The organism is Anaeromicrobium sediminis, assembly GCF_002270055.1.
Lineage (GTDB): Bacteria > Bacillota > Clostridia > Peptostreptococcales > Thermotaleaceae > Anaeromicrobium > Anaeromicrobium sediminis.
Window position 1 is genome coordinate 99595 of sequence record NZ_NIBG01000010.1, and the last position, 15924, is coordinate 115518.

General features: G+C 31.9%; 16 protein-coding genes. 5 read left to right on the plus strand and 11 right to left on the minus strand.

Going from position 1 to position 15924, the window contains the following annotated elements; genetic code table 11:
• Positions 1-5 precede the first annotated feature (5 nt).
• The gene (locus tag CCE28_RS12520; RefSeq protein WP_095134066.1) at positions 6-716 is read left to right on the plus strand and encodes an RluA family pseudouridine synthase; all 711 of its coding nucleotides are present in this window, start codon (positions 6-8) and stop codon (positions 714-716) included.
• A gap of 74 nt (positions 717-790) precedes the next feature.
• Here the strand turns inward: CCE28_RS12520 and CCE28_RS12525 are convergent, their stop codons facing one another.
• Entirely contained in the window at positions 791-958 is a 168-nt protein-coding gene (locus CCE28_RS12525) for an HAD hydrolase family protein (protein ID WP_095134130.1), read from the minus strand.
• A gap of 180 nt (positions 959-1138) precedes the next feature.
• Here CCE28_RS12525 and CCE28_RS12530 point away from each other — a divergent pair, with 180 nt between their 5' ends.
• Entirely contained in the window at positions 1139-1813 is a 675-nt protein-coding gene (locus CCE28_RS12530) for a sortase (RefSeq protein WP_095134067.1), read from the plus strand.
• 98 nt (positions 1814-1911) lie between these two features.
• Positions 1912-3948, plus strand: coding sequence for a DUF7507 domain-containing protein (locus CCE28_RS12535; protein WP_095134068.1), 2037 nt, complete (start codon positions 1912-1914; stop codon positions 3946-3948).
• 142 nt (positions 3949-4090) lie between these two features.
• Here the strand turns inward: CCE28_RS12535 and CCE28_RS12540 are convergent, their stop codons facing one another.
• Both CCE28_RS12540 and CCE28_RS12545 read right to left on the minus strand, forming a co-directional pair.
• Positions 4091-4282, minus strand: coding sequence for a hypothetical protein (locus CCE28_RS12540; protein ID WP_095134069.1), 192 nt, complete (start codon positions 4280-4282; stop codon positions 4091-4093).
• 79 nt (positions 4283-4361) lie between these two features.
• The gene (locus tag CCE28_RS12545) at positions 4362-6389 is read right to left on the minus strand and encodes a methyl-accepting chemotaxis protein (protein WP_095134070.1); all 2028 of its coding nucleotides are present in this window, start codon (positions 6387-6389) and stop codon (positions 4362-4364) included.
• Positions 6390-6634: 245 nt separating this feature from the next.
• Here CCE28_RS12545 and CCE28_RS12550 point away from each other — a divergent pair, with 245 nt between their 5' ends.
• Entirely contained in the window at positions 6635-7000 is a 366-nt protein-coding gene (locus CCE28_RS12550; RefSeq protein WP_095134071.1) for a hypothetical protein, read from the plus strand.
• Between the two features lie 47 nt (positions 7001-7047).
• On the opposite strand, the gene CCE28_RS12555 is transcribed toward CCE28_RS12550, so the two are convergent.
• The 7 genes from CCE28_RS12555 to CCE28_RS12585 all read right to left on the minus strand — a co-directional run bounded on the left by CCE28_RS12555 (position 7048) and on the right by CCE28_RS12585 (position 13382).
• Positions 7048-8301, minus strand: a complete 1254-nt coding sequence (locus CCE28_RS12555) for a glutamate-5-semialdehyde dehydrogenase (RefSeq protein WP_095134072.1) — start codon at positions 8299-8301, stop codon at positions 7048-7050.
• Between the two features lie 9 nt (positions 8302-8310).
• Positions 8311-9492, minus strand: coding sequence for a glutamate 5-kinase (gene proB / locus CCE28_RS12560; RefSeq protein ID WP_330396854.1), 1182 nt, complete (start codon positions 9490-9492; stop codon positions 8311-8313).
• Between the two features lie 181 nt (positions 9493-9673).
• Positions 9674-10321 (minus strand): HD domain-containing protein, encoded by a 648-nt coding sequence (locus CCE28_RS12565; protein ID WP_095134074.1) that lies wholly within the window; start codon positions 10319-10321, stop codon positions 9674-9676.
• 73 nt (positions 10322-10394) lie between these two features.
• The gene (locus tag CCE28_RS12570; RefSeq protein ID WP_095134075.1) at positions 10395-10907 is read right to left on the minus strand and encodes an ECF transporter S component; all 513 of its coding nucleotides are present in this window, start codon (positions 10905-10907) and stop codon (positions 10395-10397) included.
• A gap of 166 nt (positions 10908-11073) precedes the next feature.
• Positions 11074-11832, minus strand: a complete 759-nt coding sequence (locus CCE28_RS12575) for an acyl-CoA dehydratase activase (protein WP_095134076.1) — start codon at positions 11830-11832, stop codon at positions 11074-11076.
• Positions 11833-11848: 16 nt separating this feature from the next.
• Positions 11849-12097, minus strand: coding sequence for a putative Se/S carrier-like protein (locus CCE28_RS12580; RefSeq protein ID WP_095134077.1), 249 nt, complete (start codon positions 12095-12097; stop codon positions 11849-11851).
• A 10-nt stretch (positions 12098-12107) separates the two neighbouring features.
• The gene (locus CCE28_RS12585) at positions 12108-13382 is read right to left on the minus strand and encodes a double-cubane-cluster-containing anaerobic reductase (protein WP_095134078.1); all 1275 of its coding nucleotides are present in this window, start codon (positions 13380-13382) and stop codon (positions 12108-12110) included.
• A gap of 275 nt (positions 13383-13657) precedes the next feature.
• On the opposite strand from CCE28_RS12585, the gene CCE28_RS12590 reads away from it, so the two are divergent.
• Positions 13658-15193, plus strand: a complete 1536-nt coding sequence (locus tag CCE28_RS12590; RefSeq protein WP_095134079.1) for a DUF4489 domain-containing protein — start codon at positions 13658-13660, stop codon at positions 15191-15193.
• Positions 15194-15262: 69 nt separating this feature from the next.
• On the opposite strand, the gene CCE28_RS12595 is transcribed toward CCE28_RS12590, so the two are convergent.
• The gene (locus tag CCE28_RS12595) at positions 15263-15913 is read right to left on the minus strand and encodes a DUF4489 domain-containing protein (protein ID WP_176461801.1); all 651 of its coding nucleotides are present in this window, start codon (positions 15911-15913) and stop codon (positions 15263-15265) included.
• Positions 15914-15924 lie beyond the last annotated feature (11 nt).

The following is a 15924-nucleotide window of genomic DNA, read 5'->3' on the forward strand; positions in this document are numbered from 1 at the left end:
AAAACATGGATCCTAAAATAATATTTGAAGATAAGAATATAATAGTAGCTGAAAAACCACCTAAAGTACCTTGTCAAGATGATAAGAGTATGGACGAAAGTCTTCTTTCCATACTTAGAGAACACATAAAGAAAAATAATCCCCAACTAAAGAAAGTTTATTTAGAAATTGTCCATAGATTAGACAGGCCTGTAGGTGGAATTATGGTCTTTCCAAAGACGAGGGAATCTAATCAAAATTTATCTAGACAAATTTCAGGTAGATCCTTTAGAAAAGATTATTTAGCCATAGTTTGTGGAAATCCAGCTGAAGAATCTAATGAATTAATAGATTATCTTAAAAAATTAAAAACTACTAATATGAGTAAGGTCACTAAGGAAGATGATCCTAATGGTAAAAAGGCCGTATTGGAATACAAGGTAATTGACACAATGGATACAGAAGAATTTGGTCCTTTAAGTTTATTACATATAAAATTAAAGACAGGTCGACATCATCAAATAAGAGTTCAATTATCCCACGCAGGTTTTCCACTTTGGGGAGATACTAAGTATAATAAGGAATTTGTGAAAAGAAAAGATTGGTCTCAAATCGCCCTATGGGCTTACAAGCTAAATTTTAAACATCCTGTTAAAAAGGGGTTTGTAAATGTGAGTACACTACCAGGAGATGTTTATCCATGGAATATATTTGATATTGAAAAAAAGTTATCTTAATCTAGATAACTTTTTTGTGTTCTTCATTATATTTATAGATATTATACATTTATCATATGCGTAGTTTGTCTATATTATATAACCTCTTTCATTTCTAAATCTTCATACTCATCTAAAATGAATTTATTTAATGCCTTTGCCAATCCGTCCTCACCATTTGTATCCGTAGTAAAATTAGCCACTTTTTTAACTTTTTCTACACCATTTTCCATGGCAATTCCTAAGCCTGCAAATTCAATCATTCTCAAATGAAAAAATTTCTTATATTATACTTTCCATTGATATCATTTTTAAATGAATTTCATATAATTTAATAACTAGTAAAAGTAAAATACTCATTTTTAATATTTAGAGGTAGATTTTTCACACGCTACCCCCAAAATAATACTTATCTTCACTATCAATTAAAGAGGCGGTTTACTATGAATTTTAAGCTTATAAAAAAATCTATTATAAATAATCTCCTTATTATTTTAGGTATCTTTATGCTTATTATTTCTTTTTGCCATTTAAACAAATGGCGATTTTCCCAAAATGAATTTGTTGCTAAAAATGAAAAGAAAGACAGTGAGAATATACCCACAATCCAACCTGTAAAGGATGAAAGTTCTATAAATATTCATGAAAAAACTATGATTGATCATGAGACAGATCATAACATTTCCCCTATAAAAAGAGACAACTATGAAGATGGTATGATGATTATTCATATTCCAAAACTCAATATTCGCGCAGGCGTCATAAAAGGCACTTCAAAACCCCAATTAAAAAAAGGTCCAGGACTATATGAAAAAAGTCCTCTTGTCACTGAAGAAAATGGAAACATATGTATTGCTGGTCATAGAACAACCTATGGTGCTTGGTTTAGAAATATAGATAAGCTTGACAAAGAGGACGAAATCCATATTGACTTTAATGGTTTTACATACCTTTATAAAGTTGAAAAGGTATTTTCAGTAAATAAGAAAGAATGGTCAATTACTGAACCAACTGGATATTCTGCACTTACACTTACAACATGTCATCCTCCAGGTTCTGCAAGAGAACGGCTAGTTGTTAGAGGCAAACTTGAAAAAATCCATAAGATATACGAATGATTCTATATTTGATTGTTATTGAGCGGGGGTGTATAAGGTTAATGGGGTAGATAGTGTATTTATGATTATGATTTCTTAGAAAAGATGGAGGTGTCGGATTGAAGAATTTTCTAAAAAGGACAGGAGTTTTATTCCTAATCTTTGCACTAATGTTTGTAGGGGTTTTTACAAGTAACAATTTTAAGGTTTTTGCAAATGATGAAGAAACAGTATCGCAATTCGTTTATGAAGAACCAGAAGAACCGGAACCAGAAGACCCAAACCCATCAATAGAATTAATAAAGGAAGTAAATGCTAGTGTAGCTAAGCCAGGTGAAACTGTAACGTATACATTTATAGTAAGGAATACAGGGAATATGGATTTGATTGAATTAGAGCTAGAAGATAGTATGGTTCAAAATGAACTAGGAACTAAAGCTCAAATAGGAGATTTAGGAGTAGGTAAAGAAAAAACTATAACCGCTGACTATACAATACCAGATTATTGGTCAGGAAAACTTACAAATACAGCTACCGTAACAGGTAAAGATGAATTCCGTGATTTTGATGTGAAAGATGAATACACAGCAGAATTGACAGTAGAAGTAATCAAGTTAACAAAAACAGTAAATACTAGTGAAGTTAAACCAGGAGAAACAGTAACTTATACATTTGTTATTAAAAATCTAGGACAATATGAAATATGGAATGTAAAACTCACAGACCCTATGTTACAAAACGAAATAGATGAAAAAATAGGTTCTCAGACCAATTGTAGTATAGAAAAGCAAGGCCAAAAAACCATAGAAGTTCAATATAAAGTACCAGAAAATACCCCAACAGGAAAAATCCCAAATACAGCCACAGTAACAGGATATTACTATGAGGGCGACGAAGTAACAGCTGAAGACACAGCTGAATTAACAGTACTAGAAATACATCCAGAAATAAAATTAACAAAAACAGTAGATCCTAGTGAAGCTAAGGTAGAGGCTACAGTAACATATGAATTTTTAGTAGAAAATATAGGAGATGTCCCATTAGATAATGTTGTTGTAACAGATCCAATGTTTGGAGACAACTGGTGTTACTCAGTAGGTTCGTTGGGATTAGATGGAAGTGATGACTTTACACAGTCATATACTATACCAACAGGTACACAGGCAGGCACAATTACCAATACAGCCACAGCTAAAGGATCCTATGGAGGTCGTGATGCAGAAGCTACTGCCACAACAGACTTAACAATAATAGAGGAACATCCGGCAATAGAATTAATAAAGACAGTAGATCCTAGTGAAGCTGAGGCAGGGGATAAAGTAACTTATAACTTTGTAGTAAAAAATATAGGAGATATATCATTAATGGATGTAGTAGTAACAGACCCAATGTTTGGCGCTGATTGGGAACATCCAGTAGGCATACTAGGCTTAGGAGAAAATAAAACCTATGAGTTTACACATAAATATACTATACCAGCAGGTACACAGGACGGCCAACTTCCCAATACAGCCACAGCAAAGGGCTGGTATGGAGAAAGTGATACTGATGTGGTAGCTGATGATGATGATGCAGTATTAACTATAAAAGTAGATAATCCCCCTCCTCCTAAAAAGAAACGTAAGCCTCGTATAGAGTTAACAAAGGATGTAACACCAAATAAAGCTAAGGCAGGAGCAGAAGTAACATACAAATTTACAGTAAAAAATTCAGGAAATGTATCATTAACAGATGTAGTAGTAACAGATCCAATGTTTGGAGAAAACTGGAGTTATGAAATAGACAGCCTTGAAAGATATGAGAAAAAAGAATTCACAATACCATATACAGTCCCTGAAGATGCTAAGGCAGGCAAAATTGAAAATACTGCTCTAGTAGAGAGTCTATATAAAAGTAGGATAATAACAGATACAGCATCAGCTGAATTAATTGTATATGAAGAAATTATTGAACCTGTACCAGAGCCTATACCTGAACCTACACCAGAACCTGTACCTGAACCTATACCTGAACCTACACCAGAACCTGTACCTGAACCTATACCTGAACCTATACCTGATTTGCCATTTACAGGTGGATTGGTGGAACCTGAATTATTCGGTGCCAGTATAGGGGGATTATTAATACTATATAGTATACTAAGACGCAAAAAATAGTCATGAAATTTAAAAACTTCTGATGTTTTTCATCAGAAGTTTTTATTCTTTTTATGTATCAATACTGTGGCAAGTTATTCCCAATTCTCTGATTTTATAATTATAGAGCAAAAAAATACCACCCTCTTAGGTGGCTTATCCTTTACCTTCTTATTTTATCTATTATACCTTTAAATGACAAAGCTATTCTATCATATTTATTTTCTACAAATATTACATATAAAATAAGAACTATCATAGCTGATATTTTATATGCATCTACACCGTCCATTATCAGACTCACCAATATTATAGGTAATAATATAAGGGTTAGTAAATTTACAAATATTTTCATTACTACAATCCCCCTTTATACTTATTACTTCATTATATGCATCGAAATGAAAAAAGTCTTCCCTTAGGAAGACTTTTTTCTATATTTCAAATTTATTTACCATTTCATTCAATTCTTTTACTGCTTTTAGTTGTGTGTAAGCTGCATTAGATATTTCCTCTACTGCTCCAGTTACATCTCCAATACTTACTGCTATGTTTTGAGAACCAGCAGCAGATTGTTCTATAGAAACAGATACTCCTGACACAGCCCTATTCATTTCATCCATGGCTGTAGAAATTTCCACAGTAGATTTTGAGAAATCTTCTAATAATTCTTTTACTGACTCTGAGTCCCTATAGTATTGTTCTCCTGACTCTTCTAAAGTATCATAGTCCTTCATTATATCATTGTTTATAAAGTCTAATATATCAGTAGCATTATTAGTAAGTTCTTTTACTGCTATTTGTACTTCTTCTATTACACTTTCAATTTCTCCAACACTATTTGAAGACTCTTCTGCTAATTTTCTTACCTCTTCAGCAACTACAGCAAAACCTCTTCCCTGTTCTCCTGCTCTTGCAGCCTCTATGGCTGCATTTAATGCAAGTAAGTTAATTTGTTCTGATATGGAAGATATGGCATTTGACATATCCTTAATGTTCTCAACTACTTTACTTCTTTCAACTGCATTAATAATCTTTTCTTGCTTATCCTTATACATGCGAGTGGTTACTTCTTTAGAATTTACTGCATTAGCCTTCATTTGTGAGGCTCTAATATCTATCTCTTTTGCAATATTATTTCCTTCTTTAGCCTTATCAGACAAACTTATGGAAGCCTGTGTTATTTCATCTATAGATGCTACTACTTCTTCTATGGCAGCACTACTTTCTTCCATTCCAGCTGCTATTTCTTCTGTAGTTACTCCTACATTTTGAATTTGGGCCGTTATCTTTTCTGCTGCATTTGAAAGTTCTTCACTGGATTTATTTACTTCATTTGAATTATTTAGTATTCCATTTATCATATTTCTAATACTTTCTATCATATCACCAAAGGCTTTACCTAAGAAACCTATTTCATCATTTCTTTCAATTTTTACCTTAACCTTTAAATCTCCTTGAGAAGCCTTTTCAGCTGCCTTTGATAGTTGACCTAATGGTTTAGTTAATTTCTTAATATATATATATATACCAAATCCACATAATACAAATAATCCTAAACTACTAATTATACTTTTCGTTACAACTTCTCTTATGGTATTTTTCACAGGTTCTAATGAAACTCCTACATTTATGGCCCCCACATGTTCTCCATTAATATTTAGGGGTAATAATACATCATAAGTTTCTATTACATTCCCCTGTTCATCATCATATGGATATGTATTTGTATATTCTTTCTTATCTATAACTGCCGTTCTAGTTCCTGCATCTTCACTTAAATCTTTTCCAACTCTTTCTGCATTACTATGGGCTATTGCCTTTAAATTTTTATCAATTATAAGAGCATATACAATATCATCACCTTTAGCTAGTTCTTCCACAATTTTTTGTTTACTAAAAGCCTCTTCTATTGCCCTTATCTTACCTGCAGATATTCCTACTTGTATTACCCTTCCATCATCCGTTTTGATAGCTCCAAATTTATATTCCTTATCAGATTCCGTATCCTTTCTTATAGGCTCCATAATTTCTTTTTTCTCACCTTTAAATACTTTATCTGCAGGATGGTCTTCTCCATATACATATCCTACGTACTCATCATGGGTAGAACTGACTATTGTCCTATTTACAGACACATTTATTTGATCAATACCTGCTTTTTTAGATATCTCTTGTAAATATTTATTAGATACGTTATCACTTACCTCTATGGTCTTGGCTGCAATTCTAATTTTATCTTCTAATTGCTTTTCAAGGTTCATGACAGCTATTTCACTAACCTGAATCTTTTGTGATGTTTCCTCAATTAATCTAAGTGCATTATCTCCCATTTGCTTTTTCATATACTTATCAATCATAAAACCTGATAATGTAGTAGATATTACCATTATTATAAGAAGTGTTACGAAAAATGCCACCAAGGTTTTAGCACCTATTGATGATTTATTTTTTTTACTCATCTACATATCTCCTCCTTTTTTTACATAAATTTCTCTTCTAATACATTTTACCAGCATATCCAGTATTTTTCAAAAACAAACTTCAATTTTTGGATTCTTTTGAAACATTTTTAATTTATATTTTTTACATTTCAAGTTTTTGTAATAAACAAAACGGTATATTAATATCCTTATAGTAGAAACACGTTGTTGAAAATTTAATTGTACAACAACTTATATAAAGCTTGAATATGGAGGAAATGTATATGCATCCTAATGATTCTCTGAACAAGGAATGTGTCAATGTAATACTTACCAGATTAAACGAAGGAATTACCTTAAGAAAACTATATTTTGAACTACGAAAAAACAGATTATATAGTAATTCATTAGGATCTTTGAAATCCCAAATATCTAAAAATTTCAAACGTACTCGGGATGGAGATATTATCAAATGGACCTATACCACCACTAGAACTTCTCCTAATTTAAAGGGATTACTAGAAAAAGCCACCTTAGAAATTAATCAAATACAGAAATCAGATGTTAATGAAGAAGAAAAGGAAGTAGTTATAGAAAATATAGATGAACTTCTTGAAAAACTAGTAAGGTTTAGAAACTCTCTAGAATGATTTATAAATTAAAAGATGCCCATGAAAACTCATAGGCATCTTTTAATTTATCTTATTTGTCCTTCTCCATATATGGTGTATTTAAACGTTGTAAGTTCCTTTAATCCCATTGGGCCCCTTGCATGGAGTTTTTGAGTGCTTATTCCTATTTCAGCTCCAAATCCAAATTCTTCTCCATCTGTAAATCTAGTTGATGCATTTACATAAACGGCAGCTGCATCTACCTCTTGTAAAAACCTTTGTGAATTGTTGTAATCATTAGTAAGTATGGATTCAGAATGTTTAGTTCCATACACATGTATATGTTCTAACGCTTCATCCATATTATTAACTACCCTAATGGCTAGTATTAAATCTAAGTACTCAGTACTCCAATCTTCTTCCTTTGCTAATACTATATTTTTTAATATATTATTAGTCTTTTCACAACCCCTTATTTCCACATTTAATTCCTCTAGTTTGTCTTGTAATTTTGGTAAAAACTCATTGGCTACTTTTTCATGGACTAATAAAGTCTCTAGTGCATTACATACAGCTGGTCTTTGAGTTTTAGCATTAATTATTATGTCAATGGCCCTTTCTCTGTCAGCTGATTCATCCACATATATATGGCAATTACCTACTCCTGTTTCAATTACTGGAACAGATGCATTTTTAACTACGGCTTGAATAAGGCCAGCTCCCCCCCTTGGAATTAATACATCTATATATCCATTTAGTTTCATCATTTCATTTGCAGCTTCCCTATCTGTTATTTCTATTAGATTTATACAACCCTCTGGTAATCCAGCTTCTGTGGCAGCCTTAGAAATGACTTTAACTAATGCCATATTAGAATTAATAGCTTCTTTACCACCTCGTAATATGGCAACATTTCCTGATTTAATACAAAGTCCTGCTGCATCTACAGTTACATTTGGTCTTGCTTCATATATTATACCCACAACACCTAGTGGCACTCTCATCTTTCCTATTCTTAAATTATTAGGTCTCTTTATCATAGACACCACTTCTCCAATAGGATCATCTAGGGCTGCCACTTGTTTAAGCCCTCCTGCCATAGCATTCAATCTGTCTTCTGTTAATAGGAGTCTATCTAGTAAAGCCTTTGTAAATCCCTTAGCTTCCCCATTTTCCATATCCTTTTTATTCTCATTCAAAATATATTCTTTATTTTCTATTAATGATTCTGCCATCTTTATTAAGGCTTCGTTTTTAGTTATTGTATCTATGTTTATCATATTTCTAGATGCTTTTTTTGCAATTTCTCCTATACTTAATACATAATTTTTAATATCCATATTATCCCCCTACTTTCTCAATACAACTAAATTGTTAGCATGGATTACTTCATCATAATCCTTATATCCAAGTATTCTTTCTATTTCACTACTATCAATGCCCTTTATCATATCTATATGAGTAGAGTTATAATTAGTAACTCCATGGGCTATCTCTTCATTATTCATATTAAAAATTGCTAAGACTTCTCCCTTTCCAAATTGGCCATCAACTTTTACTATACCAGCTGGCAATAAACTCTTTCTATTTTCTAGTAGGGCCCTTTGTGCCCCATCATCTATGTATATTTTATTTGTTGGGTTTGTAACAAAGGCCATCCAGTGTTTTTTAGCCTTAAGGGTTTCTTCTGTCTTTTGAAAAAATGTACCTACCTCTTCACCATCCATTATTTTATTTAGTATATTATCCTCACTACCATTGGCTATGACAGTACATACCCCAGAAAAGGATGCTATTTTACAAGCTTTTATTTTGGTTATCATACCACCAGTTCCTAATTTAGATCCTGCTCCCTTTGCCATATGGTCTATAGACTCATCAATCTTTCCTACATATTCTATACGCTTAGCATCTTTATTTTCCTTTGGATTAGAATCATAAAGGCCATCTATATCTGTTAATAATACTAATAAATCTGCATTTACTAAACTAGCCACCATAGCAGATAAAGTGTCATTATCACCAAATTTTATTTCATCAACTACAGTTGCATCATTTTCATTAACTACGGGAATTACACCCTTATCTAATAGGGCAGTAAAGGTGTTACTTGCATTTAAAAATCTATTTCTATCTGCCATATCATCTCTTGTCAAAAGAATTTGTCCTGTTATTTTTCCATATTCGGAGAAAAATTTACTATACATATGAAGCAATACACCTTGACCTATTGCTGCAGCTGCTTGCTTTTCGGGGATGGTCTTGGGTCTTTCATCTAATCCTAATTTTCCTACACCAGCACCTATAGCACCTGATGTAACTAATACTACTTCCACCCCTCTATTGTGTATGTCTGCTAATTGTCTAACTATATTTTCTATTCTAGACAAATTTAACAGTCCAGTAGAGTGAGTCAATGTAGAAGTTCCAACTTTCACTACAATTCTTTTAATATTGCTTATGTGCAGTTCTTTACTTTTAACTTCACTTTCTGTCATATGACCACATCCCTCTTTTAATAAATTTTTCAAATTATAACATATAAAAGCCCATTTGTCCAAGGAAAAGTTTCATTATATGAACCCCTAGTCCATTTCACCTGGTATTTTTATCATATAATATAGTATTATAAATAAAAAAGGCATACTACCTACATGTTTTGTGTCAATTAACTTTCCTAGACAATAAAAAAGAATATGATTTAATCATATCCTATTTTTCTCCATCCCATTCTTTATAAAATTGTTCTAAGAAGTTTTCCATGAACTCATGTCTTTCTTTGGCCATCTTTTTTCCCGTTTGCGTATTCATTTTATCTTTTAGCAATAATAATTTCTCGTAAAAATGATTTATAGTATGTCCCTTACTATTTTTATATTCTTCTAAATTAGAATATTTCATAGGAGCCATATTAGGATTGTACATTTCTCTATTTTTATGGCCTCCATATGCGAATGCCCTTCCTATGCCTATGGCACCTAATGCATCTAATCTATCTGCATCTTGTACAATTTTCCCCTCTAGAGTATTTTGTTTTGCAGAAGCTGTTCCTCCCTTAAAGGAAATGTTCATTATAATATCCATAATAATTTCAATTTCCTTTTCATCTTCTATAAATTCATTTAATAACTTTCCTGTTTTTCTAATTTGTCCTTCTTCACCGTAAAATTTCCAATCATATAAATCATGAATAAGGGCTGAAATTTCCACTATAAACATATTGGCTTTTTCTTGTGTAGCCATATTCTTAGCCATATTGTAAACTCTTAAAGTATGCCACCAATCATGGCCTGTACCTTCTCCCATCAATTGTTTTTTTACTATATCTTTTATCGATTCAATAATTTTTTGTCTTTCCATAATAAATTTCCTCCATAATTTGTATACAAAAATTATAACAGGACATTGAATTTTTTCAATGCCCTGTAAGATTTTATTTAATTTTCAAATATGCTTTTTTCACTTGTATACCAAGGGGCAAAGCTATTAATATGCCTATGGTTGTAGTTAATATGGACCCTGGTATTTTACTTATAGGTCCTATAAAGCTTCCTGTAAAAAATACATTGGTAAAATAATAACCTACTAAGGATACAATTCCTCCTATTATATATGCTCCTAGATTTACTTTCATACTAAGGCCATCCCCTGACTTATGGGCCAATTTAGATACTATATAGGCCATAAGACCTTTAATCACTAAAGTAAATGGGGCATAGCTAACGTATCCTCCAAATATATCAAACAAAAACATACCTCCGCCAGATGCAATGGCCGAATCTACTGGATTTAAAATTAAAGCTGTTATAAAAAGAGCTGTGGTGCCTAAGTGCATCATGCTACCACCCACAGGTACATGAATATAGGTAGCAACCATATTAAATGCCATGAGCAATCCTAACAATACAATTCTTCTAATATCCCATTTATTTTTTTCCATTTCCATTATGATCTCCCCTTTATCCCAATTTTTAACATCATGGATACAATTCAATTATTCCACATTTTTTGTACCTAGTCAACAGTACATTTTGAAATTGTATCTTTATAATTCATTATATTGTAATAGACATTAAAAGAGATATAGTTTTTTAAACTATATCTCTTTTCTCTTAAAATCCCTTTATAGCCGCCCCTAATGCTCCCACTATTTGAGAGTCATTAGGTACATATATTTCTTTTTTCACTTTTTTCTCTATTATATTTTTTACTAAATTACTTCTAGCTATGCCACCACTAAAACCTATGGTTTCATTTGAATTTACCTTATGTAATATGGAAAAGGCCCTATTTCCTATAGACTCTAATATACCCAAGAATATGCTTTTTTTATCTATCCCCTTTGCGAGTAAACTTATAATTTCTGATTCTGCAAAAACAGTACACATGCTACTTATCTTTTGAGGTGTCAATTCTTCATTTAATTCTTCATCTATATTCTCTATATCCATATTTAAAGTTACAGCCATAACCTGTAGAAAACGTCCTGTTCCAGCTGCACATTTATCATTCATAAAAAAATCCAGCACATTTCCATTCTCATCTATACTTATTACTTTGCTATCTTGACCACCTATATCTAGTATGGTTCTTATATTAGGATTTAAAAAATGCATCCCTTTAGCATGACAAGTTATTTCTGTTATGGCCTTATCTATAAAATCCATAGATATTCTACCATAACCTGTGCCTATTACCTTTTTTACTTGACTCTTATCCACATTATTTCTCTCTATTATTTTATTATAGGCTTCCTTAGCACTTTCCTTAGGACTCCATCCAGTGGGAATTATAATTGAATCTACAATCTCTCCGTTAAATAATACAGCCTTTGTAGCTACTGACCCTGAATCTATTCCTATAGAGTACACTACTATCTCCCTCCATTTATATATTAATAAACTTTTTCCTTTTCTTTTTTAATTCATGGATTCCTTCTATCTTCAAATTACTCTCTTCTTCAATAAGTTCTTCAACTAATTGTCTATCTTCTTTATTTATTATTATTGATATACCACAACAGATACTTAATTCTCGTGGAGTTGGGGAAATAGTGTATTTAATATTATTCTCAATTAAAATATTCTCCATGAGCATGCCATTGGAATGATTTGGAAATAGTATATATAAACTCATGTATGCTCACCTATTTATCTAGCATTTCTAAAAAGGCCTCTAATCTAGTTTTAATTTGGCCTGCATCTTCCAATCCATATCCCGTTTCTATCATAATAACTGGAATACCCTCTTTTTCCAACGCTTCCTTTACGCTCATATATTCTGCTGCGTAGCAAGTACAAAACGGTAGTGAATAATATATTACACCATCGGCCTTATATTCCTTATACATATTTATAATATCATCTATTCTATTTTTATTAGGAGTAAATACGGCACAATTAGTCTTCATATATCTACTAGCAAGGTTTTTAATCATACCCTCCATGTCCTTTTCTTCTTCAGAAACTAAATTTTTAAAATATTTAGTTCCAGTACAAGTTTCTTCTGCAACTACAGCAGCATTACTAGTTTCTATTATATGATGCATCTTCCAATTTGGTATGGCCATCGGTGTTCCCGTTATTAAAAGCCTTGGGGCATCCTTCTCATACACTCCACTATTTTCTTTAACTCTCTCTTCTAATTCGTCACATAGTTTATTAGTCATTTCAATGAACCTCTTAGGATCATCATAAAAGGCAATTTGAGTTATTAATAATACATCCTTTCCACTTATAGGTGGATTGTCTACTTTCCTAAAATCGTATAATCTCTTTAATACACTTCTCTTTTCATTATGTAATTTTATTCTCTCGTATAATTCTTCTTCTGTAATTGTATGGCCTGTCACTTCTTCTATTTTTTCTTTAAATAATGCAACTTCTTCTTCCCAATGTCTTTCATTTTTCTCCCTTTTCATCTGTGGTAATTCCATCACGTGAGTATCTATTTCTTTACTGAAGATTTCCCATGCCTTTTTCTTAGCATCACAAGTTGTCTCTCCTACTATTAGGTTACAGGATTGAAAATAGGGACAGGTTTTACCAAAGTATGCTCCAACTGCGGCCTTTACTAGGGGACAGGTATTTTTAGGCACTATTTTTTCTCCATCTGGATGCCAAAAATCAGACCCTGCACATAATCCTACACTTACAGCTCCAGCTGCTGTTATTATTTCATCAGGTACAAAGACACAAAATGTTCCCACTACCTTTTTGCCATCTTTTTTTCCGTCATTTAACTCCTTAACCCTAAGACCATGGATTTCAGAAACAACCATATTAAAATAATTCATACCCTCTGGTCTATTTTTCTGATCCATGTATATTTCTCCATAAAACTCAGGTAATACTGCACATAATTCATCATGCTTCTCCAAATCCATATCTAATAAACTCCACATTTCTCTGTAATCAGCCATAACATAACTCCCTCTCTTCAAATTTATAAGCTAAAATTATTTTAATTGAATAAATAGGATTTTTTTACAAATATTAGAAAAATCTATGGACAAATAATATTTATAAAATTTATTTATAGTGAACATAAGGAGAAATATGTAATTTACCAAAGATAAACAAACACAAGATTTCTTTCTTAAATTTAATACCTAAGTCACCATTAAACTCCCTGTCCCATAATATATATTAACTTTTACTGTTATTTTCATAATAAAAAACAAAAGGAGATGTATGAATGTTAACCTACTATAATGATTATAAAAAGTATTCTTCTAATATAAAGAAAGAAAAAGACTCTACACTCACTTTACAATGTGGAAGAATATTTGATCCAAGTTTACCACCTAGGCTAAATGATGATCCCAACAATCCACTGATGCCTCCAGTTAAATTGGCTTCTGTTACGGTAGACACTAGATCTTTCCATAAACCATGTGTAAATATTGAATATTCATCTATTATCAATCTTGTAGCTGTTGGTCGGAGTGGTGACGGCAATGAATCAATAACTTTAAAATTTAGATTAAGTAAAAATTGTAAAAATAGAAAAAAAGAAATATTACAGGAATGGATCTATACAGAATCTGATCTGGAAGATCTTGATAGAGAGAGGGAATCTAAAGAGTCCTTTACAGTTACTTTCTGTGAATGTTTAAATTGCTTTGACCATGATTGTTGCACCTATACCATTGAACTTATAGAAGTTGCACCTTTTATTGACCAAAATAATAATCCTACAATTGCATATAGCATTACCCATAAGGATATTTTGGCTCTTATATCTTGTGAAGATCATTTACAATGTGGAAGAATATTTGATCCAAGTTTACCACCTAGGCTAAATGATGATTCCAATGACCCAATGATGCCTCCAGTAAAGTTAGCTTCTGTTACGGTGGATACTAAATCTTTAAAAAAGCCTTGTGTGAATATTAAATACTCTTCTATTATTGATACTTTAGCTGCTATTAACCCTGATGATCCCGATGTTGATATAACTCTAAAATTTAGATTGATCAGGAATTGTAAAAATAGAAAAAAAGAAATATTACAAGAATGGACCTATCTACAATCTAATCTTGAAGATAATGATGGAGAGAGAGAATCTAAGGATGCCTTTACAGTGACTTTTTGTGATTGTTTAGATTGTTTTGCTGAAGATTGTTGCACCTATACTATGGAACTTATACAGGCTGCTCCAACTCTTGTTAATAGTGATATCGGAGTTTTATATAACATTACCAATAAAAATATTTTGGCCATTGTATCTTGTGAAAAGGATTTACAATGTGGAAGAATATTTGATCCAAGTTTGCCACCTAGACTTAATGACGATACCAACGACCCAATGATGCCTCCTATAAAACTAGCTTCTGTTACGGTGGATACTAGATCTTTAAAAAAGCCATGTATAAACATTGAATATTCTTCTATTATTCATGTTTCAGCTGCTAATAATCCTGATAATCCAAATGTTGAAATAACCCTAAAATTTAGATTGATTAGGAAATGTAAAAATAGAAAAAAAGAAATATTACAAGAATGGACCTATCTAAAGTCTGATCTTCAAGATACAGATACAGAGAGGGAATCTAAAGATGCCTTTACAATTGCCTTCTGTGAGTGTTTAGATTGTTTCGATGGAGATTGTTGCACCTATACTATGGAACTTATACAGGCTGCTCCTTCTATTATTAGTAATAATATAGAAACCTTATATAACATTACCAATAAAAGTATTTCAGCAATCATAGGTCCTAAAAATCACTAATTATATAATCCTATTCTTTTTTCATAAAAATAGAAAAGCTGATGAATTTTTCATCAGCTTAAATTCTATTTAGCAATGAGATTTACAAGCAGCAAATGCTGAAATGTCCCTATTGGTAATATCGTATGAAACTACTGGTTCACTACTAACAATAGTTGGGGTAACTTCAATTAGCTCTATTGTATATTGGCAGCAATCCTCATCAAAACAATCTAAACACTCACAGAAAGTAACTGTAAATGATTCTTTCCATGTATCATTTGCGTCCACGTTATTATGTCTATATTCCCACCTTTGTAGTTCTTCCTTTTGACCTTTTTTGCACTTTTTACACAATCTAAATTTTAAATCTATGGAAGCATCAGAAGCACCAGTAAGGCCCATAAGGGTAATAATTGAAGAATACTCAATTTTTACACATGGCTTACATAGACATTTAGTATCAATAGTAACAGTTGCTAATGGTACTGGGGGATCGGTAAGGGCTAGTTGATCTGGTAATTGTCGATCTACCGGTCTTCCACATTCTAAAATTGCAATACAATTTTTACCTTTTTCTCTATCTTTAGGATCGCAAGGGTCACAATCTAATTTCTTTTTTCTATGATCAAATTTTTTCTTATCACAACAATCGCTATAATCATCATATCTGCAATCGTCCCAATAATCACATTCTTTTCTTCTATGATCTTTTTTATAGTAGTTAATACATGATGCCATAAATAATATCC

Excerpts from the sequence above, each read along its gene's own strand:
- CCE28_RS12585 (WP_095134078.1), bottom strand. The coding sequence starts at position 13,382 with ATGGCTGATTACAGAGAAATGTGGAGTTTATTAGATATGGATTTGGAG.
- CCE28_RS12580 (WP_095134077.1), bottom strand. The coding sequence starts at position 12,097 with ATGAGTTTATATATACTATTTCCAAATCATTCCAATGGCATGCTCATG.
- CCE28_RS12555 (WP_095134072.1), bottom strand. The coding sequence starts at position 8,301 with ATGGATATTAAAAATTATGTATTAAGTATAGGAGAAATTGCAAAAAAA.
- CCE28_RS12595 (WP_176461801.1), bottom strand. The coding sequence starts at position 15,913 with ATGGCATCATGTATTAACTACTATAAAAAAGATCATAGAAGAAAAGAA.
- CCE28_RS12565 (WP_095134074.1), bottom strand. The coding sequence starts at position 10,321 with ATGGAAAGACAAAAAATTATTGAATCGATAAAAGATATAGTAAAAAAA.
- CCE28_RS12540 (WP_095134069.1), bottom strand. The coding sequence starts at position 4,282 with ATGAAAATATTTGTAAATTTACTAACCCTTATATTATTACCTATAATA.
- CCE28_RS12530 (WP_095134067.1), top strand. The coding sequence starts at position 1,139 with ATGAATTTTAAGCTTATAAAAAAATCTATTATAAATAATCTCCTTATT.
- CCE28_RS12550 (WP_095134071.1), top strand. The coding sequence starts at position 6,635 with ATGCATCCTAATGATTCTCTGAACAAGGAATGTGTCAATGTAATACTT.
- CCE28_RS12570 (WP_095134075.1), bottom strand. The coding sequence starts at position 10,907 with ATGGAAATGGAAAAAAATAAATGGGATATTAGAAGAATTGTATTGTTA.
- CCE28_RS12520 (WP_095134066.1), top strand. The coding sequence starts at position 6 with ATGGATCCTAAAATAATATTTGAAGATAAGAATATAATAGTAGCTGAA.
- CCE28_RS12525 (WP_095134130.1), bottom strand. The coding sequence starts at position 958 with ATGATTGAATTTGCAGGCTTAGGAATTGCCATGGAAAATGGTGTAGAA.
- CCE28_RS12590 (WP_095134079.1), top strand. The coding sequence starts at position 13,658 with ATGTTAACCTACTATAATGATTATAAAAAGTATTCTTCTAATATAAAG.
- CCE28_RS12545 (WP_095134070.1), bottom strand. The coding sequence starts at position 6,389 with ATGAGTAAAAAAAATAAATCATCAATAGGTGCTAAAACCTTGGTGGCA.